20 protein-coding genes and 1 tRNA gene are annotated in these 18,097 nt (G+C 67.2%); 12 read left to right on the top strand and 9 right to left on the bottom strand.

Annotated features, from left to right (window positions below):
* Positions 1-42: 42 nt before the first annotated feature.
* The 5 genes from DD559_RS10155 to DD559_RS10135 are packed head-to-tail and all read left to right on the top strand — an operon-like array spanning position 43 to position 5,189.
* Positions 43-1,191 carry a patatin-like phospholipase family protein gene (locus tag DD559_RS10155; RefSeq protein ID WP_116470842.1) on the top strand — a complete coding sequence of 383 codons (1,149 nt, stop codon included), beginning with the start codon at positions 43-45 and terminating at the stop codon, positions 1,189-1,191.
* A 10-nt stretch (positions 1,192-1,201) separates the two neighbouring features.
* Entirely contained in the window at positions 1,202-1,987 is a 786-nt protein-coding gene (locus DD559_RS10150; RefSeq protein ID WP_116469072.1) for a 3-hydroxybutyrate dehydrogenase, read from the top strand.
* Positions 1,984-2,616 carry a DUF4893 domain-containing protein gene (locus DD559_RS10145; protein ID WP_240610207.1) on the top strand — a complete coding sequence of 211 codons (633 nt, stop codon included), beginning with the start codon at positions 1,984-1,986 and terminating at the stop codon, positions 2,614-2,616. The genes DD559_RS10150 and DD559_RS10145 overlap by 4 nt, the downstream gene beginning before the upstream one ends.
* Positions 2,617-2,667: 51 nt before the next feature.
* Positions 2,668-3,981, top strand: a complete 1,314-nt coding sequence (locus DD559_RS10140) for an amidohydrolase (RefSeq protein ID WP_116469070.1) — start codon at positions 2,668-2,670, stop codon at positions 3,979-3,981.
* A 47-nt stretch (positions 3,982-4,028) separates the two neighbouring features.
* A complete protein-coding gene (locus DD559_RS10135; RefSeq protein WP_116469069.1) occupies positions 4,029-5,189 on the top strand; it encodes an acyltransferase family protein in 1,161 nt (386 codons plus the stop codon).
* A gap of 24 nt (positions 5,190-5,213) precedes the next feature.
* Here DD559_RS10135 and DD559_RS10130 read toward each other — a convergent pair whose 3' ends face one another.
* From DD559_RS10130 to DD559_RS10115, 4 genes are read right to left on the bottom strand one after another with little or no spacing between them, the layout of a single operon-like run.
* Positions 5,214-5,996 (bottom strand): VOC family protein, encoded by a 783-nt coding sequence (locus tag DD559_RS10130; RefSeq protein WP_116469068.1) that lies wholly within the window; start codon positions 5,994-5,996, stop codon positions 5,214-5,216.
* Complete coding sequence (locus DD559_RS10125) at positions 5,993-6,370, bottom strand: DUF1428 domain-containing protein (protein ID WP_116469067.1); 378 nt, start codon at positions 6,368-6,370, stop codon at positions 5,993-5,995. The genes DD559_RS10130 and DD559_RS10125 overlap by 4 nt, the downstream gene beginning before the upstream one ends.
* Positions 6,371-6,389: 19 nt before the next feature.
* Complete coding sequence (locus DD559_RS10120; protein ID WP_116469066.1) at positions 6,390-6,620, bottom strand: DUF4287 domain-containing protein; 231 nt, start codon at positions 6,618-6,620, stop codon at positions 6,390-6,392.
* A gap of 16 nt (positions 6,621-6,636) precedes the next feature.
* Positions 6,637-7,068 (bottom strand): VOC family protein, encoded by a 432-nt coding sequence (locus DD559_RS10115; protein ID WP_116470841.1) that lies wholly within the window; start codon positions 7,066-7,068, stop codon positions 6,637-6,639.
* A 101-nt stretch (positions 7,069-7,169) separates the two neighbouring features.
* Between DD559_RS10115 and DD559_RS10110 the strand changes: the two genes are divergently transcribed.
* Together DD559_RS10110 and cobS are read left to right on the top strand one after the other, a co-directional pair.
* Positions 7,170-7,832: a winged helix-turn-helix transcriptional regulator gene (locus DD559_RS10110; protein ID WP_240610206.1), complete on the top strand. Its 663-nt coding sequence runs from the start codon at positions 7,170-7,172 to the stop codon at positions 7,830-7,832.
* A gap of 80 nt (positions 7,833-7,912) precedes the next feature.
* Positions 7,913-8,917 carry a cobaltochelatase subunit CobS gene (gene cobS / locus DD559_RS10105; protein WP_116469064.1) on the top strand — a complete coding sequence of 335 codons (1,005 nt, stop codon included), beginning with the start codon at positions 7,913-7,915 and terminating at the stop codon, positions 8,915-8,917.
* A gap of 43 nt (positions 8,918-8,960) precedes the next feature.
* Here the strand turns inward: cobS and DD559_RS10100 are convergent, their stop codons facing one another.
* Positions 8,961-9,953 (bottom strand): hypothetical protein, encoded by a 993-nt coding sequence (locus DD559_RS10100; RefSeq protein WP_133243811.1) that lies wholly within the window; start codon positions 9,951-9,953, stop codon positions 8,961-8,963.
* Between the two features lie 339 nt (positions 9,954-10,292).
* Between DD559_RS10100 and rpsA the strand changes: the two genes are divergently transcribed.
* From rpsA to DD559_RS10085, 3 genes are all read left to right on the top strand, one after another.
* The gene (gene rpsA, locus DD559_RS10095; RefSeq protein WP_116469062.1) at positions 10,293-12,005 is read left to right on the top strand and encodes a 30S ribosomal protein S1; all 1,713 of its coding nucleotides are present in this window, start codon (positions 10,293-10,295) and stop codon (positions 12,003-12,005) included.
* A 172-nt stretch (positions 12,006-12,177) separates the two neighbouring features.
* Positions 12,178-12,456, top strand: a complete 279-nt coding sequence (locus DD559_RS10090) for an integration host factor subunit beta (RefSeq protein WP_116469061.1) — start codon at positions 12,178-12,180, stop codon at positions 12,454-12,456.
* A 47-nt stretch (positions 12,457-12,503) separates the two neighbouring features.
* Positions 12,504-12,590: transfer RNA gene (locus DD559_RS10085), tRNA-Leu, on the top strand.
* 14 nt (positions 12,591-12,604) lie between these two features.
* Here the strand turns inward: DD559_RS10085 and DD559_RS10080 are convergent.
* Positions 12,605-13,108, bottom strand: a complete 504-nt coding sequence (locus tag DD559_RS10080) for an NUDIX domain-containing protein (RefSeq protein ID WP_116469060.1) — start codon at positions 13,106-13,108, stop codon at positions 12,605-12,607.
* Positions 13,109-13,214: 106 nt separating this feature from the next.
* Between DD559_RS10080 and DD559_RS10075 the strand changes: the two genes are divergently transcribed.
* Together DD559_RS10075 and DD559_RS10070 are read left to right on the top strand one after the other, a co-directional pair.
* Positions 13,215-14,672 (top strand): ABC transporter substrate-binding protein, encoded by a 1,458-nt coding sequence (locus DD559_RS10075; RefSeq protein ID WP_116469059.1) that lies wholly within the window; start codon positions 13,215-13,217, stop codon positions 14,670-14,672.
* Positions 14,673-14,683: 11 nt separating this feature from the next.
* A complete protein-coding gene (locus DD559_RS10070) occupies positions 14,684-15,103 on the top strand; it encodes a DUF4112 domain-containing protein (protein WP_116469058.1) in 420 nt (139 codons plus the stop codon).
* A 379-nt stretch (positions 15,104-15,482) separates the two neighbouring features.
* On the opposite strand, the gene DD559_RS10065 is transcribed toward DD559_RS10070, so the two are convergent.
* From DD559_RS10065 to DD559_RS10055, 3 genes are read right to left on the bottom strand one after another with little or no spacing between them, the layout of a single operon-like run.
* Entirely contained in the window at positions 15,483-16,193 is a 711-nt protein-coding gene (locus tag DD559_RS10065; RefSeq protein WP_116470840.1) for a ribonuclease T2 family protein, read from the bottom strand.
* A gap of 14 nt (positions 16,194-16,207) precedes the next feature.
* Positions 16,208-17,053: a carboxylating nicotinate-nucleotide diphosphorylase gene (gene nadC / locus DD559_RS10060; RefSeq protein ID WP_116469057.1), complete on the bottom strand. Its 846-nt coding sequence runs from the start codon at positions 17,051-17,053 to the stop codon at positions 16,208-16,210.
* A 32-nt stretch (positions 17,054-17,085) separates the two neighbouring features.
* On the bottom strand, positions 17,086-17,979 hold the full coding sequence (locus DD559_RS10055) for a winged helix-turn-helix domain-containing protein (protein WP_116470839.1): 894 nt from the start codon (positions 17,977-17,979) through the stop codon (positions 17,086-17,088).
* Positions 17,980-18,097 lie beyond the last annotated feature (118 nt).

Below are 18,097 nucleotides of genomic sequence, written 5' to 3'. Positions count from 1 at the left end.
GTTCGTATTGCCCTGCAGCAACAGATGGCCCACATCGCGCGCATGGCCGATGCCGAGTCCCGCCCGCACCGCCGCCGCCATGCCGCACCCGGTATGCCGCTGCCCGACACCGTGGCGCTGGTGCTGCAGGGCGGCGGCGCGCTCGGCAGTTTCCAGGCGGGGGTGATCGAGGAGCTTGCGGTCGCCAATATCGAGGTCGACTGGGTCGCCGGCATCTCGATCGGCGCGGTCAACGCGGCGCTGTTCGCCGGCAATCCGCCCGGAAAGCGGCTGGAAGCGATCCGCGCCTTCTGGGAGCAGGCGACATCGGCGCTGCCGGATTTTTCCCTGCCGATGAACGATCGCTTGCGCGAGATCAGCCACGAATGGGCCGCCGGCGCGGTGATGCTGGCAGGCGTGCCGGGCTTTTTCCGGCCCCGCCCGATCCCGCCCGCCTTTGCCCTGCCGGGCACGCCGGGTGCGCTGAGCTTTTATGATACCAGCCCCCTGCGCGAGACGCTGGACCGGCTGATCGACTGGGACCTGCTGAACGACGGGCCGGTGCGGCTTTCGGTGGGGGCGGTGAACTTGCACAGCGGCAATTTCCGCTATTTCGACACGCGCGACGAACGCATCGACGCACGGCACATCATGGCCTCTGGTGCGTTGCCGCCTGGGTTGCCGCCGGTCGAGATCGACGGCTGCTGGTATTGGGACGGGGGACTCGTCTCGAATACGCCGCTCACCCATGTCCTCGATCGGCAGGAGGCCGAGATGCTCGTCTTCCAGGTCGACCTTTTCCCCGCCGAGAACGCATTGCCGCGCACGATCATGGACGTGATGGCGCGCGAGAAGGAAATCCGCTTCTCCAGCCGCACGCGCGCCATCTCCGACGAACGGCTGCGGCTGCGCACCGCGCGCGAGACGGTGCGGCGACTGCTGGAAAAGCTGCCCGATCATCTGGCCGACGATCCGCAGGTGAAGGCGGTGCGCGACCTGGTCACCGAGCACCCGGTCAACGTCGTCCAGCTGATCTACCGCGCCAACGCCTGGGAGGGCGGATCGCGCGACTTCGAATTCTCCGCGCGGACGATGCACGAGCATTGGGAGGCCGGCCGCGCCGCAGTGGCCGAAACCATGGCCAATTCGCGCCTCGTTGCGCAGAACATTCTCGACGGCAAGACCGCCGCCTTCGACCTCACCAAGCGTTAGGAGTCCGCCAATGTTCCTCAAGGGCAAGTCCGCGATCATCACCGGGTCCACCTCGGGCATCGGCCTGACCTATGCCAAGGCGCTGGCCGCCGAGGGCGCGAACGTGATGATCAACGGCTTCGGCGATGCCGCGGCGATCGAGAAGGAGCGCGCGGCGCTTGCGGAGACCAGCGGCGGCAAGGCGCTCTACGATGCCGCCGACATGACCAAGCCCGAGGCGATCGCGGCGATGGTGGCGCGCGCCGAGGCCGAATTCGGCGCGGTCGATATCGCGATTTCGAACGCCGGCATCCAATATGTCGCGCCGATCGACCAGTTCCCGATCGAGAAATGGGATGCGATCCTGGCGATCAACCTCAGTTCCACCTTCCACCTGATGCGCGCGGCGATTCCGGGGATGAAGGCGCGGAAATGGGGCCGCATCATTTCCACCGCCAGCGCGCACAGCCTGGTGGCGAGCCCGAACAAGGCCGCCTATGTCGCCGCCAAGCACGGGCTGGCGGGGCTTACCAAGACCGCGGCGCTGGAAGTCGCCACGCACGGCATCACGGTCAACTGCATCTCGCCCGGCTATGTCTGGACGCCGCTCGTCGAGAACCAGATCCCCGATACGATGAAGGCGCGGGGCCTGACCCGCGACCAGGTGATCAACGACGTGCTGCTCGATGCGCAGCCGACCAAGCAGTTCGTGCTGCCGGAGCAGGTGGCGGCGATGGCGTTGTTCCTGTGCCGCGACGAGGCGGCGCAGATCACCGGCGCCAATTATTCGATCGACGGCGGATGGACCGCGGAATGATCCTGCGCACGCTGGTCGCCATGGCCGGGCTGGCCGGGATGCTGGGCGGTTGCGGCGTCTATCGCGAGGCGACGACGCCGCGGATCGACACCAGCGTCGGCTGGCGGCCGATCGCCACCGATGCCGATCGCGAGCGGCTGCGCAAATGGCGCGACGCCTGGGAAGAGGCGCTGCCGCTGGCCAAGGCCGCCAACCCCGCCGTGATCGCCGGGGACCCGACGCTGTTCGATCCCGATCGCGCGCTGGGCGATGCGATGCCGCCGGCGGGCAGCTACCGGTGCCGCACCTACAAGCTGGGCGGCGCCGGTACGGCGGTGTCGCCGCTGACCATCGGTGATTGGCAACCCTGCACGCTTACCCAGGTGGGGGAGGTCCTCCATTTCCGCGTGAGCGGCGGGGTGCAGCGTGCGGAAGGGAATATCTTTCCCGAAACCAGGGCCCGGGTGATCTTCATCGGCACGCTCGAGATCGGCGACGAAAGCGCGCCGCTGCGCTACGGCATCGACAATGCGCGCGATCTGCTCGGCTATGGTGAGCAGATCGAGGCGCGGCGCTGGCGGTTCGTGATGCCGTATCCCCGCTTCGAATCGAAGCTGGACGTGGTGGAGATGGTGCCCACCGGGATTTGACAGCGGGCCGGTGGCGCGAGACACTCGCGCCATGCTGGAACAGGGGGCTGGATGTTTGGACCTTTTCTGCTCGCGGGGGCGATGAGCCTGGCCGCGCCCGGTGCCGCGACCGCCGATCCGGTGCGCGATGCGACCGCCAAGGCGATGCCGGCGCTGATGACGCTCTATCGCGATCTCCACGCCAACCCCGAACTGAGCCTGCACGAGGAGAAGACTGCGGCCAAGCTGGCGGCGGCGGCGCGCGCGGCGGGATATGACGTTACCGAAAAGGTCGGCGGCACCGGCGTGGTCGCGGTGCTGCGCAACGGCGCCGGCCCGGTGCTGCTGATCCGGGCCGATATGGACGGGCTGCCGGTGATCGAGGATACCGGGCTGCCCTTCGCCTCGAAGGTGCGGGCGGTGACCGACGAGGGGATCGAGAGCGGCGTGATGCACGCCTGCGGCCACGACACGCATATGGCGACCTGGGTGGGCACGCTGCGCAACCTGGCGGCGATGAAGGACAAATGGCACGGCACCGTGGTGATGATCGCGCAGCCGGCCGAGGAGCGCGGGCGCGGCGCCAAGGACATGCTGGACGACGGCCTGTTCACGCGCTTCCCCAAGCCCGATTATGCCATCGCCTTTCACGACAGCGCCGGCCAGCCTGCCGGGCAGATCGGCCTGACGCCCGGCTATGCGCTGGCCAATGTCGATTCGGTGGACGTGGTGGTGAAGGGTGTGGGCGGGCACGGTGCCTATCCGCACACCACCAAGGATCCGATCGTTCTCGCCGCGCGCATCGTCACCACGCTGCAAACGCTGGTGGCCCGCGAGATGGACCCGCAGCAGCCGGCGGTGGTGACGGTGGGCGCGATCCATGGCGGATCGAAGCACAACATCATCGGCAACGACGTGACGATGCTGCTCACCGTCCGCAGCTTCACGCCCGAGGCGCGCAAGCAATTGCTCGACGGCATCGCCCGGATCGCGCGGGGCGAGGCGATCGCCGCCGGTGTGCCGGAAGACCGGATGCCGGTGGTGACGGTGAAGGACGAATATACGCCCGCCACCTTCAACACCCAGCCGTTGGTCGGGCGGCTGCAGGCGCTGTTCGCCGCCCGCTTCGGCCAGGACCGGGTGGTGGAGACCAAGGCGGTGATGGGCGGCGAGGATTTCAGCCGCTACTGGCTGGCCGATCAGCGCATCCAGAGCACGATTTTCTGGGTGGGCGGCGTGCCCAAGGCGAAATGGGAGGCGGCGCAGGCCGGCAAGGGCACGCTCCCCTCGCTCCACAGCGCGCAATGGGCTCCCGATGCCGAGGCGGTGATCGGCACCGCCACCGAAGCGATGACCGCCGCGGCGCTGGATATCCTCAAGCGCTAGCGTTAAATTCTATCTAATGATATCCCCCCGCCACCGCAGGGGGAATCATGACGACCGCCGTGAATGATCGTATCGACGCGTTCGAACTGCCCGCCGTCGATTCCACGCCGGCGACGCATTTCATCACCGACAAAGACCTCCAGAAATCGTCGAACAACCTCAATGCGGTGCGGTTGATTCTGGCGACGGCGGTGATCTACTCGCATTCCTATTACCCCTTGCACGACACCGATGCGCTGAAGCCGTTGCTCGGCTGGCCGATCTCGTGGTTCGCGGTGGACGGATTCTTCGTTCTTTCCGGCTTCCTCGTCTATCGCAGCCTGGAACGGCGCGATTCCATCCTCGATTATGCGGCATCGCGGGTTTCCCGGATCTGGCCGGGCCTGATGGTGATGGCGATCGTGGTGGGGCTGATGGGGATGTTCTTCTCCCGGCTTTCCACCACCGCCTATATGGCCGATCCCAAGTTCCTGGAGTTCGTGCTCGGTGCCGCCACGCTGCGTCCCCATTACGAATTGCCCGGCGTGCAGTGTGGGACGGCGCTGTGCAACGTGAACGGATCGCTGTGGACCATCCCTTGGGAATGCTATTGCTATTGCATTCTCGGCATCCTGTTCACGGCGGCCAAATATCTCGGCGGGCGAAGGGCGGTCGTCGCAGCGTTGGTGGCGAGCTTCGCCTTGGCGCTGCTCACCGATATCCCCGCCGTCCATGGCGCGCTGGCCGCCAAGATCGGCAGCAAGATCTATTTCGTCGATCAGTTCTCGCGGCTGTGGGCCGCCTTCGCGCTGGGCATCGCGCTCTATATCTTCCGTTCGCGCGTCCCGCTGAACTGGATCGCGGCGATCGGCGTGCTGATCGCCGCGTGCCTGCTGCAGAATACCGGCTTCGCTGGCCACGCCCGTACCATCGCGGCGGCCTATTTCGTGTTGTGCGCGGGCTTTCGCAGCGGCAATTTTTCGGCGAACTGGGGCGATTACTCGTTCGGCATGTACATCTATGCCATGCCGGTGCTGGCGATGTTCATCACTCTGGGCGTGCACCTGCCCCCGATCATGCTCACGCTGGCCGTCGCCGCCGTCACCGCGCCACTGGCGTTCGCGTCGTGGCACCTGGTCGAGAAGCCCGCGCTGGATATGAAAAGCCAGTTGCAGCGCTGGCACAAGGCACGCGCGGCCAGGCAGGAAGTCGACGGCATTCCCGCCTGACCGCGGTCCGGGTGCGCGCCGCCGTCAGCCGCTTTCCTGTCCGCTTACCAGCCCGAACAGCGCGCCATCCGGATCCGCCGCCTGCAGCACGCGCTCTCCGCCCGGCACGTCCATCGGCTCCATGACGATGGTGCCGCCGCCAGCCGTGACGCGATCCTTGGCGGCATCGACATCGTCGACCCGGAAATAGAAGCTCCAGCCGGGCGCGGCGCCGGGCGGGGATCGCATGATCGCGCCCACCGGCGCATCGGCTTCCCGGCCGATGAAGCTGTATTCGCCCATCTCGCCCATCGGCATCCCGCCCAGCCGGGTCAGCCCGAACTGGCGGTGGTAGAAGCCAAGCGCGGCTTCGGCATCGGGCGTGAGCAGTTCGTTCCAGCCGACATGGCCCAGGCCGTTGCGCTGAAAGACCGTGCTGGTCGCGTCCTCGGTCGCGCCGCGCATCACATAGAAGGGAATGCCTTGCGGATCGGTGACCATCGCGATCCGGCCGACGCCGGCCGCATCCCAGGCCGGCACCAGCACCGTGCCGCCCGCCGCCGTGATCGCGGCCACGCTGGCATCGACGTCGTCCGCCGCGAAATAGACGAGCCATGTCGGCTTCGCTCCCGCCGCCAGCATCGCATTGTCGAGCTGCAGCATCCCGCCGGCATTGCCATCGGGGGCCGCGATCATGCGGTACTCCGGCCCGCCGGGCGGCGCGTCCGCCACCTGCCAGCCGACCACCGAACCGTAAAAGGCCGATGCCCTGGCAGCATCGCGCGTCATCAGTTCATACCACAGGAAATCGCCGTGCCGGTTCGTCATGCTGTGCCTCCCTGGATTTCATTCCGGCCCATTTCGACGATCGGTTCGAAGCCGCCCCAGAACATCCGCTTGCCGTCGAACGGCATCGTCCGGCCCTGCATCTCGGGCGCTTCCATCAGCTTGCCCCAGCCGGCGTCGCGCGTCGGCTTGTCCGGCCACAGCACCCAGGCGAACACCACCGCCTCGCCTTGCTCGGCCAGCGTCGCGCGGTAGAAATCGGTGGCGGTGCCGTGCGGCACGTCCTCGCCCCAACCCTCCAGCACCCGCGTCGCGCCGAACTTCAGGAACAGTTCGGCCGTCTCCGCCGCCAGCGCGCGATACGCTTCCTTCTTCGCCTCCGGCACCGGGATCACATATCCGTCGAGATAGCTCATCGCGCGTCTCCCCTTTGAATCAGGCATCGCCCTCGCGCTTGGCACCCTTGAGCAACGCGACGATCGCCATCGCATGGCCGTGCCCCAGCCCGAACTGCGCCTTGAGATCGTCGACGATCACGCCGGCCTTCACGCCGGGGCGCAGGCCCGACGGATCCGCCCAGCCCTTCTCGGCGGCATAACGGCGGAAATCGTCGGGGCTGCGGCCGGTCTTGGCCTCGATATTGTCGAGATAGGCTTGGAACGACATCGGCGCGCTCCCAGGCTCAGGCCGGCTGGGCGGCGGCCATGGCAGCCTCCGCCGCGGCCTGGTCCATATGGAACGGCTCGAAGATATGGCCGTCGGGATCGGTGAAACTGCGGCCGTACATGAAGCCCATGTCCTGCACCGGCCGGATATCGCCGCTGCCGCCAGCATCGACCGCCTTTGCGACCAACGTATCGACCGCCGCGCGATCGTCGAGCGGCAGGGCGATCAGCACCTCCGTCACCGCCGTCGCATCGGCGATCGCGCGCGGGGTGAAGGTTTGAAAGAAATCGCGGTGGAGCAGCATGAAGGTCAGCGATTCCGAAAACACCATCGCGCTGGCGGTGGGCCCGCTGAACCGCCGATCCATCGTGCATCCGATCGCTTCGTAAAAGGCAGTCGCGCGCGCCACATCGGCGACGGGCAGGTTCACGAACACGGGGTTCGGCATGGCCTTCTCTCCTGCTTTGCCGCGTTTCGAGTCGCGGCCTGCTTGATTCGTGCCTCCGTCGATCCTAAAAAACAACGGTGAAGTTAGAAAAAGTAACTAACATGGATAAGAAGCGCCGCTACGACGACGCCTGCGGCACCGCGCTGGCGCTGGAGTTCGTCGGCGAGCGCTGGGCGCTGCTCATCATCCGCGAGCTGCTGCTGGGGCCGCGCCGCTTCGGAGAAATTCGTGCCGGCCTGCCGGGGCTCAGCGCCAATGTCCTTAGCCAGCGGCTGGCCGGGCTGGAGGCGGACGGCATCGTCGTCCGCGAAAAGCTGCCGCCGCCGGCCAGCGTGCAGGTTTATGCGCTTACCCCCTGGGGCTATGAGGCGGAGCCGGTGGTGATGGCGATGGGGCGCTGGGCGCTGCGCTCCCCCCAGCACGATCCGAGCCTGCCCTTTTCGCGCGTGTCGCTGCTGCTGGCGCTGCGGATGCTGCTGCTGCCGGACAAGGCGGCGGGATGGGCCGGGCGGATCGGCTTCCGGCTGGGGGAGGAGGCCTATCTCGCGATCATCGCCGACGGCGCGCTGGCGGTCGAGCGGGGTACGTTGGCCGGGGCGGAGGCGGTGTTCATCGGCGAACCCAATGATTTTCTGCCGGTGCTGTTCGGATCGATGCCGCTGGCCTTCGCGTTGGGGGAGGGGAGGTTTGTGGTGGAGGGCGATACCGGCCGCGCCGCCGCCTTCGCCGATCTGTTCCTGCTGCCGCCGAAGATCGCCGCCTGATCCTGCCCCAAGGGGACATGCGGTTGCAGTGCGGCAAACAAGCCTCTAGTCCCCGAACGGACTCAAGGATTTTAAGACCCATGGCCGACATCCCCAACACCCAGCCCGACAGCCGGGAAACCACGATCCTCGCCGCGCCCGACAAGATGGTGAAGGTGCGCGACCTGTTCGGGATCGACATCGACATGGAAGTCCCCGCGTTCAGCGAGGCGGACGAGCGGGTGCCCGATCTGGACCCCGCCTATGTGTTCGATCCGGACACCACCCTCGCGGTGCTGGCCGGCTTTGCGCACAATCGCCGCGTGATGATCCAAGGCTATCACGGCACCGGCAAGTCGAGCCACATCGAGCAGGTGGCCGCGCGGCTCAACTGGCCGTGCATCCGCATCAACCTGGACGCGCATATCAGCCGCATCGACCTGATCGGCCGCGACGCGATCGTGCTGAAGGACGGCCAGCAGATCACCGAATTCCGCGAAGGCCTGCTGCCCTGGGCGTTGCAGACGCCGACGGCTTTGGTGTTCGACGAATATGATGCGGGCCGCCCGGACGTGATGTTCGTGATCCAGCGCGTGCTGGAGACCGAGGGCAAGCTGACCCTGCTCGACCAGAACCGGGTGATCCGCCCCAGCCCGTGGTTCCGCCTGTTCGCCACCGCCAACACGGTGGGCCTGGGCGACACCAGCGGCCTGTACCATGGCACCCAGCAGATCAACCAGGGCCAGATGGACCGCTGGAACATCGTGGTCACGCTCAACTATCTGCCCGCCGCCACCGAGGCGCGGATCGTGCTCGCCAAGTCCGGCGAATATGACAAGCCGGGCGGCAAGGAGACGGTGGAGAACATGGTCCGCGTGGCGGAACTCACCCGCCGCGGCTTCATCAACGGCGATATCTCCACCGTGATGAGCCCGCGTACCGTGATCACCTGGGCGCAGAATGCGCTGATCTTCGGCGATGTCGGCTTCGCCTTCCGCCTGTCGTTCCTCAACAAGTGCGACGATGCCGAGCGGGCGCAGGTGGCGGAATATTATCAGCGCGTGTTCGGCAAGGATCTGCCGGAAAGCGTGGTCGGGCGGGCGTAAGCAGGCCGATCCTCCCCCGCCAGGGGGAGGACTCGGCGCGCCGCTATGACGGTCTGCTCTCGAGCCGCCAGCGCAGCGCGCGCACGAACGGCTCGGGATCGTCGAGGCGAAAGGCGATCGCCGTGCGGCGACGCCGCCCTGGCAGCGGATCGTGCAGCAGCAGCACCAGATTCGGCCAGGCGAGCAGCCCGGCGTTCAGCGTCCCCCTGTCCTTCACCAGCGTTGAATCGAACGCCGCCTCCACTGCGGCGATATCGGCATAGGGAACGAACCGGTCGATCGCGATGCCGGTGCGGATGCGCACGCCCTCCGGCGTCAGCAGCACCGGGCGCAGGCGAAAGGACTTGATCAGCCCGATCAGATAGACCAGCCCGATATCGCTCAGCACGAACAGGATATAGGCGGCGAAGGCGCTCCAATGCGCGAGCAGCAGATGGTGTACCGCGACTTCGATCGTCTGCAGCGCCAGCAGCGTGACGGCCATCGGCGTCAGATGCCGGTGATAGGCGAAGCCCTGGCACCCTGGCGGCACGTCGGGCGGTGCGCCCCAGCGGAACAAGGCGAGATGGAGCAGGCGCAGCTCGGCGGCGGCGAGGCGGACCAGCGCGGGCGGCAGCAGTTCCGACGCGGCGGCGATCCATCGCGCCTGCGATGCCGCGCGCCATTGCCGGAAGGCGGCGGCAAGGGCCCAGCTAAGATGGACCAGCATCAGCACCGCGATGGCTGCAGCGAGACCGGGTAGCGAAAGCAGTGCCGCGCGCACCGGCGGCGGCGGCACCAGCAGGGCGGCGAGGGCGGCTATCGCAAGCGTGGCAACCAGCTTGCGCACCGGCGGCCGCAGCCGCTCCGCGCGCGCGATCACGGCGAGCAGGCTGGTGTCGCTGGTGACCCAAAGGAATAGCAGCCCCGCCGCCAGCGGATGCGCGACCGCGATCGGCGTGCGCACCGCCATCGCCGCCGCCAGGGTGAGCAGAATCGGCGCGGCGGCCAGCAATGGCCCGGATAGCGCGATCTGGTGACGCGGTGCGACGGTCATGCGGCCCCCCTGTCCAGTTGCGAAAACCCTAACAGAAGCAAGGCGGAAGGGCCATCGCCGCGCCGCGCAGGAAACGATACCGGAAACGCGCTCCGCCTTGCGAAATCGCCGCGATCCGGGTACAGGGCGCGCGTCCCGCGGGCGGATGCCCCCGGAGGTTGGCGATGGAAGCGTGCTTCCATGCGCCCTTTTCGCGTTCATGGCGCGGCCTGTTCCTCCGTGGTCCTTCGTGCGCAGGATGCCGCGACCGGCATTCGGCCGCCGCGGCATTTCTGGCCCTCAAGACCGCCGGATCCAACCGGTTGGCCGGAAAAAACGAACGTTAGGAACCACTTTTCTATGGCCACTACGGCAAATCCCTCCCGCGACGATTTCGCGGCACTGCTCGACGAAACCTTCGGTCAGGCGGACGGCTTTGAAGGCCGCGTCGTGATCGGCACCGTCACCGGCATCGAAAACGATCTGGCCGTCATCGACGTTGGTCTCAAGTCCGAAGGCCGCGTGCCGCTGCGCGAATTCGCAGCGCCGGGTCAGAAGGCGGACCTCAAGGTGGGCGACGAAGTCGAAGTTTATGTCGATCGCGTCGAGAACGCGAACGGCGAAGCGATGCTCAGCCGCGACCGCGCCCGCCGCGAAGCCGCCTGGGACAAGCTGGAAGGCGAATTCGCCCAGAACAGCCGCGTCGAAGGCGTGATCTTCGGCCGCGTCAAGGGTGGCTTCACCGTCGACCTCAACGGCGCCGTGGCCTTCCTGCCGGGCAGCCAGGTCGATATCCGTCCGGTGCGCGACGTCGCGCCGCTGATGGACATCCCGCAGCCCTTCCAGATCCTCAAGATGGACCGCAAGCGCGGCAACATCGTCGTGTCGCGTCGCGCGGTGCTCGAGGAAACCCGCGCCGAGCAGCGTTCGGGCCTGATCCAGAGCCTCGCCGAGGGCCAGGTGATCGACGGCGTCGTCAAGAACATCACCGATTATGGTGCGTTCGTCGACCTGGGCGGCATCGACGGCCTGCTGCACGTCACCGACCTGAGCTACAAGCGCGTCAACCACCCGTCGGAAGTGCTGAACATCGGCGACACCGTCCGCGTTCAGATCATCCGCATCAACCGCGACACGCAGCGCATCTCGCTGGGCATGAAGCAGCTTGAGAGCGATCCGTGGGATGGCGCGAGCGTGAAGTACCCGGTCGGCGCCAAGCTGTCGGGCCGTGTCACGAACATCACCGAATATGGTGCGTTCGTCGAGCTGGAAGCCGGCATCGAGGGCCTGGTCCACGTCTCGGAAATGAGCTGGACCAAGAAGAACGTCCATCCGGGCAAGATCGTCTCGACCTCGCAGGAAGTCGAAGTCGTCGTGCTCGAGGTCGATCAGGAAAAGCGCCGCATCTCGCTGGGCCTCAAGCAGGCGCAGCAGAATCCGTGGGAGCGTTTCGCGGAAGAGCATCCTGTTGGCTCGACCGTCGAGGGCGAAGTCAAGAACGCCACCGAGTTCGGCCTGTTCATCGGCCTGGACAACGACGTCGACGGCATGGTCCACATGTCCGACATCGCCTGGGGCATTTCGGGCGAAGACGCGCTGGCGCTGCACCGCAAGGGCGAAACCGTCACCGCGATCGTTCTCGCCGTGGAGCCGGACAAGGAGCGCATCTCGCTCGGCATGAAGCAGCTTGAGCGTGGTGGCGTCGCCGCTGCCGGCTCGACCGGTGGTGCCGATCGTCTGGGCAAGAACCAGGTCGTCACGGTCACCGTCCTCGAAGTCCGCGACGCGGGCCTCGAAGTGCAGGTGGGCGACGACGGCGCGACCGGCTTCATCAAGCGCACCGATCTCGGCCGCGACCGCGACGAGCAGCGTCCGGAGCGTTTCCAGGTCGGCCAGAAGTTCGACGCGATGGTCACCGGTTTCGACCGTTCCAAGAAGCCGACCTTCTCGGTCAAGGCGATGCAGATTGCCGAAGAGAAGCAGGCGGTTGCGCAGTATGGCTCGTCCGACTCGGGCGCCTCGCTGGGCGACATTCTGGGCGAAGCGCTCAAGGCGCGCGGCCAGAACAACTGATCGAATGGGATGGGGGCGGCCTGGCTGCCCCCATTTCCCCTTCTTTTCTGAATTAAAATCGAAAATTGGTGAATCTTCGGGTTGATGAAGATTGGCCAACAGCGCTAGGGTTTCCTTGGGGATAGCCGTGCGCAGCCATTGGTTGGTTGTGTGCGCCAAGGGAGGGGAGCGGATGATCCGTTCTGAGTTGGTGCAGTTGCTGGTGGACGAAAATCCGGGCCTTTCGGTTCGGGAAGTCGAAAAGATCGTCTCGGTCTTCTTCGACGATATCGTCGGCCGGCTGAGCGAAGATGGCCGCGTTGAGCTCCGCGGTTTCGGTGCGTTTTCCACACGTGCGCGCGATGCGCGGGTGGGGCGCAATCCGCGGACCGGCGAGGCCGTGGAGGTGGACGCCAAGCGCGTTCCCTATTTCAAGCCAGGCAAGGAAATGCGGGCGCGCCTGAACGTGTGATGCGTGCTTGACATGCGACGTGCGGCAGCGTCTTGGCTGCCGTCCGCGCGGACGTGGCGGAACCGGTAGACGCCGGAGACTTAAAATCTTCTGCCCTTCGGGGCGTGCGGGTTCGAGTCCCGCCGTCCGCACCACCGCGTCGAGGCAGCTACCAGTTCGGTGCCGGCGGCCTTGCCGCGCGCCATTCGGCGATGCGTCGTCGCGTCGCCGACGTGGTGCCTGCGGGAAGGTCGTCGGGATCGAACGCCACGGCATCGGTGATTTCCAGCGAGGGCTGAAAGGCGAAGTCTATCGCCTCCACCACCGCCAGCGTAACCGTGTCGCGCCGATAGTTGGGGCGATGGGCGAGTTCGCCGAGCAGGCGCACCGGGCCATGGGTTACCATGCCGATTTCCTCCCGCAGTTCGCGCAGCAGCGCGGCTTCGGCCGTTTCGCTGCGTGCCTGGCCGCCGCCCGGCAGGTGCCAGCCGGGCAGATAGCTGTGCCGGACGAGAATCACCGCGCCCGTTGCCGTCAGCGCGATCGCGCGGACGCCGCGGGTCTGGGGCCGGGTGACGAACCAGCCGACCGTGCGGATCGCCAGATAGCCGCGCAACGCGCCTGCGATCGCGGCGGCGACGACGGGCGAGCTTCGGAACCGGGAAAACACCATCACGCCATCGTACAGGCCGGCGCCGTGCCGTGAAAGCCATAGCGGGGGTTGGCAGTGCAGGCGCGCTACCATAGAGGTTGGCGGGTCCGTTGCTTCGGAAGTGCCGATGGTCCGCCCGCTCTTTCCCCTGATCGCGATCGCTCTGGCCGGCACCGCCTGCGCGCCCGAAGGCCGGCGGAAGGACGATACGCCGGTGGTCGTAAGCGCGATCGGCAGCGCGGACCTGCTGGTCGATCCTGCATCGAAGGGGATCGACGGGGCCCAGGCCGTGGCACTCGCGGCGACGGCGCAGGGGCTGGTCCGCTATGATGCGAACGGCCAGATCGAGCCGGCGCTGGCGGCGCGCTGGAACGTGTTCGACGATGCCCGCAGCTATATCTTTCGGCTGGGCGAGGCGCGCTGGGCCAATGGCCAGCCGGTAACGGCGGAGGAAATCGTTCGTGCGCTGCGGCGGGCGGTCGCGGCGCATGGCAGCGGCCGGCTGGGCCCGCATTTGGCAGTGATCGACGAGATCGTCGAGATGACGCCGCAGGTGATCGAAGTGCGGCTGAAGCATCCGCGCCCGGATCTGCTCAACCTGTTCGCCCAGCCCGAACTGTCGGTGGCCCGCGGCCGTGCCATCGGTGGCGCCGGGCCGTTTCGAATCATGCCCGGCCAGCGCGACGGCCTGCTGCTCCGCCCGATGGAGGAGCCGGGCGACGATCCCGCCGCCAAGCCCGCGCCCGAACAGCATGTGCGGCTGCGCGGGGAATGGGCTGCCGCGGCCATTGCGCGCTTCCGCGCGGGGGCATCGGATCTGGTGCTGGGCGGCAGCGTGCTCGACTGGCCGATCGTCGAACAGGCGGGGATCGCGCCTGAGAATATCCGTTTCGATCCCGCCATGGGCCTGTTCGGGCTCGCGGTGCTGCGCCGCGACGGCTTTCTTTCCACGCCCCAGAATCGTGCCGCCGTCGCGATGGCGATCAATCGGGCGGACCTGACCAGCGCGATCGCCCCGAATTGGACGACGGCCGAGACGATCCTGCCGGCACAGCTCGATTCCGCCGCCCCGCCTGCGCCGGCCGCCTGGGCGACAGTGCCCCCCGATGCGCGCCAGGCGCTGGCGGCACAGCGCGTGCGCGAATGGCAGGCGGTGCATCGCGGGCCGGTGGAGATCGCGCTCGCGCTGCCCGCAGGGCCGGGGGCGACGTTGGTCTGGGGGCATCTTGCGGCCTCGCTGATCGCGGTGGGAATCACCCCGCGTCGCGTCGGACTCGGCGACCCGCAGGCCGATTTGGAACTGATCGACGCCGTCGCTCCCTACGACAGCGGCCGATGGTATCTCGCCACTGCCTGCCGCGCCTGTTCGGAGGATGCCGCGACGCTGATCGCGGCGGCACGCGATGCCCCGGATCTCTACAACCGCACCCATCGCATCGCAGAGGCCGATGCGATGCTGGCGAGCGATGTATCCTTCCTGCCGATCGCGCAGCCGCTGCGCTATTCGATCGTTGCGCTGCGGCTGAGCGCCTGGCGGGGGAACGCGCGCGCCTGGCACCCGTTGAACCACCTCCGCAAGGAGTGAGGGAACGGGCCATGGTGCGCGCAAAGCGGTTGGAAGCAGGCTTTGTCGGTCGCGTGCCGATGGGCAGGGACGCGGCGGCAGTGCGCCAGCGCATCGAGGCGATGGAATATCTGCTCGAGCGCAGCCTGACGATTCCCGGCCTGCGCCGGAAAATAGGGCTGGACGTGCTGCTGGATTTCGTACCCGGTGTCGGCCCCAGCGTGGCCGCGGCGATGGGCGCCTATCTCGCCTGGGAGGCGCGCAACCTGGGCATGCCCAAACGCACCATCGCGCGCATGGCCGGCAATATCGGGGTCGACTGGGCGCTGGGGATGATCCCGTTCGTGGGCGCGATTCCCGATTATTTCTTCCGGTCGAACACCCGAAACGTGCGGCTGATCAAGCGCTATCTCGACAAGCACCACCCGGCGAGCCAGGTGATCGATCTGTGAGATAGGATCGGCGATGTAGCGGCCCATCACAAACGCAACGTCGCTTGGGCGCTGGCGGCCAGTATGCGCGATGATCTCGCGAAGCACCTGGCCCATTCCCTCGGCATCCTTGGACGATGCGGCGCGCGTCTCCATTACCGTTCCCTCCGGGTACGTCCAACATGCCGCGCCCATCCCCGGACGGCAACCTGGCCCGTCACGATCCCGAAGGGGAATGCGGGGTGAAGAATTTGCCCCACCGCTTAGGCTGGCAGCCGCTGGCGGGTTTCGCCGTACCAGAATCGGTTCCCGGCGGATTCTCCGGAATTTCTGCTCGGAGAGGAAAACCGGGAATGGCCGTGCTGACCGAAGGACCGTTTTCGGAAGCGTATCGCTGCCCTTACCGCCCCCGCCAGATCTTCAGCGCCGCATCGTCCGGCGCGCCGCCGGTGCCGGCTTCGCAGCGGCGGTAGCGGAAGCGGGTGTCGAGGCAGAGCCACAGTTCGTCCAGCCAGCCGTCGCGCGTCGTCGTCACCCGGATGGCGCTGGCCGGGATTGCCCGGTTCTTCGCGGCGAACGCCTGTTTGAACGCGCCCACCGTCAGATCGCCGCGCGACAGCGCGTCCATGTCCGGGTAGCGTATCGCTGCGTACAGGGTCGTGGAGCGCTGGAAATAGGCCTGCGGCGTCGTCTTCATGCAGGTGCCGTGCTTGGCCCATTCATGCTGGATCAACTGTGCCGAGGGGGTGGCGCACATCGTCTTGGCGATCAGCGCGGGCGGCAGGATGTCGGTGCGCTGGCAATATTGCGGCCACAGCTTGCCGCGTCCGTCCGGCCACAGCCCGTGCAGGGTGAAGCCGAAGCGATTGTCGCCGCCGCATTGGAAGGCGCGGCCGGGTTCGTCGCCATGCGCGCGGCAATAGCCGGGGCTCCAGGTGAGCGCGAGCGTGTAGCTTCCGATCGGCAGGATCCGCTGCGGCTCCTTGGCGCTCGGCAGGTCCGGCCGGGGCCGTTCGACCTTGCCCGGCACCACGCACATCTGCGCCTGCGCCCATGCGGCGCCCGGCAACAGTGCCGCAACCATGGCCAAGCCCGCCACAAGCGTCTTCATGCCCATTCCTTCCTTCACAGCGCCGCGAAATCGAGGCCGATATCGGCCGCCGGTGCCGATTGGGTCAGCCGGCCGACACTGATATAGGTGACGCCGGTTTCGGCGATCGCGCGGATCGTGTCGAGGTTCACGCCCCCGGATGCCTCGGTCGGCACGCGCCCGGCGACCAGCGTCACCGCGTCGCGCAGGACGGGCGGGGGCATGTTGTCGAGCAGCAGGTGTGTCGCCCCGGCACGAAGGGCGGGTGCGATCTGGTCGATACGGTCGACCTCGACGATGATCCGCGCGATTCCGGCGGCAACGGCGCGGGCGACGGCGGTTTCCACCGATCCCGCGACCGCGACATGGTTGTCCTTGATCATCGCCGCATCCCACAGGCCCATGCGGTGATTGGTCGCGCCGCCCATGCGCGTGGCATATTTCTCGAGCACGCGCAGCCCGGGCAGCGTCTTGCGGGTATCGAGCAGCGTCGCCCCGGTGCCGGCGATGGCGTCGACATAGCGGCGTGTCAGCGTGGCGATGCCGCTGAGGTGCTGCACGGTGTTCAGCGCCGAGCGTTCGGCGGTGAGCATCGCGCGCGCCAGGCCCTGCAGGCGGAGCAGTTCGGTACCCGGCGCCACCTGGTCCCCGTCCGCCGCCAGCCGTTCGATTCGTACGGCAGGGTCCAGTGCGCGGAAGAACGCCTCGGCGATCGGCAGACCCGCGACGGTGATGGGATCGCGGCTGTCCATCGCGCCGGCGAAGCGCGCGTCGGGCGGAATCACCGCGGCGCAGGTGACGTCGCCGCCATCGCCCAGATCCTCGGCAAGGGTGGCGCGGACGAAGGCGTCGCAATCGAAATGGGGAAGCGCGAAGGACATGGCTGCGCTGTAAAAGCCGATGCGGTTCGCGTCTATGCGAATGGCACCAGTTCCGGCCGCCCGTCGAGATAGCAGGCGGCAGGATCGGTGAAGCGGAATCCGGCGGCGGCCAGCCGGATCAGAATCTGGCGGGTATGGAGCAGGGCGGTGCGGGTCTCCGCGATCCGATCGGGATCGCTCAGCACCGAATCGGCCAGCATCACGCCGCGGCGGCGCCGGACGAGGAATCCCGAATCGACCATTACGGCAACACGGCGATGTGCGGTCGAAACCGGCACACCCAGCGTGCGCGCAATCGCGCCGGTCGATACCGGCTGGCGCAGCGTATCGGGCGGCAGATTGCTGGATTCGGCATACGCCTGAGATACTGCGCGATCATAGGTGAAGGGCCTGGAATTGGCGCACATGATCGCGTGCGCCATCACCATGTCCGTCCAGCTTTGGAAGCGATGGGCATGGAATTCGATGCCGGTCAGCAGGATATCATGCGCCGCCGTGAGCCCGGCCTGCCAGCTATAGCGGCGATGCGCCCGTGTTTCCGGCAGCGGGAAGTTGAATTCGGCAAGGTCTTCGGCCAGCCGCACCAGCGCATCGTGGCAGGTGCGGAACAGTGCCGCGATTTCCGGCCGCGTCTGCACCCGTTCGGGCACGGTGACCCCGCCGGGGCCGCGTGCGCAAAGACCCATGTCGCACAGCGCGTGAATATGCCGCCGCATCGTTTCGAACGGCCGGTTGAGCGACGTGGCCAGCGCATTGATGCTGATCGCGTGGGCGGCCTGCCGATCGTCGGTCGACTGATCGCCCGCCGACATGTCGCTGATCCTCGCCACCACCATGAACACGATCGCGCGATCGAGATCGCCGTGCAGGGCTCGGGCACCCGCGGCGATCATCGTCATCTGCATCTCGGTGATCAGCCGCGCCATCATTCGCGCCCGCGGAAGCGGCGAAGCTTCGCGACTGCTGGCGATGGCGGCTGGCGATGTATCCTGCATCGACGATCATGGCCCAGAACGAGTCGGCGCGACGGCAGCACCACCTCTT

Origin of the sequence: Sphingomonas pokkalii (genome assembly GCF_003096275.1) — a bacterium.
Taxonomy (GTDB): Bacteria; Pseudomonadota; Alphaproteobacteria; order Sphingomonadales; family Sphingomonadaceae; genus Sphingomonas; species Sphingomonas pokkalii.
Note: the sequence above shows the minus strand (reverse complement) of the source record. Positions and strands in the feature narration are given on the sequence as shown.

Bases quoted from the DNA above. Each gene is read 5' to 3' on its own strand.
- DD559_RS10155 (WP_116470842.1), top strand. From the start codon at position 43: ATGGCCGATGCCGAGTCCCGCCCGCACCGCCGCCGCCATGCCGCACCC.
- DD559_RS10150 (WP_116469072.1), top strand. From the start codon at position 1,202: ATGTTCCTCAAGGGCAAGTCCGCGATCATCACCGGGTCCACCTCGGGC.
- DD559_RS10145 (WP_240610207.1), top strand. From the start codon at position 1,984: ATGATCCTGCGCACGCTGGTCGCCATGGCCGGGCTGGCCGGGATGCTG.
- DD559_RS10140 (WP_116469070.1), top strand. From the start codon at position 2,668: ATGTTTGGACCTTTTCTGCTCGCGGGGGCGATGAGCCTGGCCGCGCCC.
- DD559_RS10135 (WP_116469069.1), top strand. From the start codon at position 4,029: ATGACGACCGCCGTGAATGATCGTATCGACGCGTTCGAACTGCCCGCC.
- DD559_RS10130 (WP_116469068.1), bottom strand. From the start codon at position 5,996: ATGACGAACCGGCACGGCGATTTCCTGTGGTATGAACTGATGACGCGC.
- DD559_RS10125 (WP_116469067.1), bottom strand. From the start codon at position 6,370: ATGAGCTATCTCGACGGATATGTGATCCCGGTGCCGGAGGCGAAGAAG.
- DD559_RS10120 (WP_116469066.1), bottom strand. From the start codon at position 6,620: ATGTCGTTCCAAGCCTATCTCGACAATATCGAGGCCAAGACCGGCCGC.
- DD559_RS10115 (WP_116470841.1), bottom strand. From the start codon at position 7,068: ATGCCGAACCCCGTGTTCGTGAACCTGCCCGTCGCCGATGTGGCGCGC.
- DD559_RS10110 (WP_240610206.1), top strand. From the start codon at position 7,170: ATGGATAAGAAGCGCCGCTACGACGACGCCTGCGGCACCGCGCTGGCG.
- cobS (WP_116469064.1), top strand. From the start codon at position 7,913: ATGGCCGACATCCCCAACACCCAGCCCGACAGCCGGGAAACCACGATC.
- DD559_RS10100 (WP_133243811.1), bottom strand. From the start codon at position 9,953: ATGACCGTCGCACCGCGTCACCAGATCGCGCTATCCGGGCCATTGCTG.
- rpsA (WP_116469062.1), top strand. From the start codon at position 10,293: ATGGCCACTACGGCAAATCCCTCCCGCGACGATTTCGCGGCACTGCTC.
- DD559_RS10090 (WP_116469061.1), top strand. From the start codon at position 12,178: ATGATCCGTTCTGAGTTGGTGCAGTTGCTGGTGGACGAAAATCCGGGC.
- DD559_RS10080 (WP_116469060.1), bottom strand. From the start codon at position 13,108: ATGGTGTTTTCCCGGTTCCGAAGCTCGCCCGTCGTCGCCGCCGCGATC.
- DD559_RS10075 (WP_116469059.1), top strand. From the start codon at position 13,215: ATGGTCCGCCCGCTCTTTCCCCTGATCGCGATCGCTCTGGCCGGCACC.
- DD559_RS10070 (WP_116469058.1), top strand. From the start codon at position 14,684: ATGGTGCGCGCAAAGCGGTTGGAAGCAGGCTTTGTCGGTCGCGTGCCG.
- DD559_RS10065 (WP_116470840.1), bottom strand. From the start codon at position 16,193: ATGAAGACGCTTGTGGCGGGCTTGGCCATGGTTGCGGCACTGTTGCCG.
- nadC (WP_116469057.1), bottom strand. From the start codon at position 17,053: ATGTCCTTCGCGCTTCCCCATTTCGATTGCGACGCCTTCGTCCGCGCC.
- DD559_RS10055 (WP_116470839.1), bottom strand. From the start codon at position 17,979: ATGGCGCGGCTGATCACCGAGATGCAGATGACGATGATCGCCGCGGGT.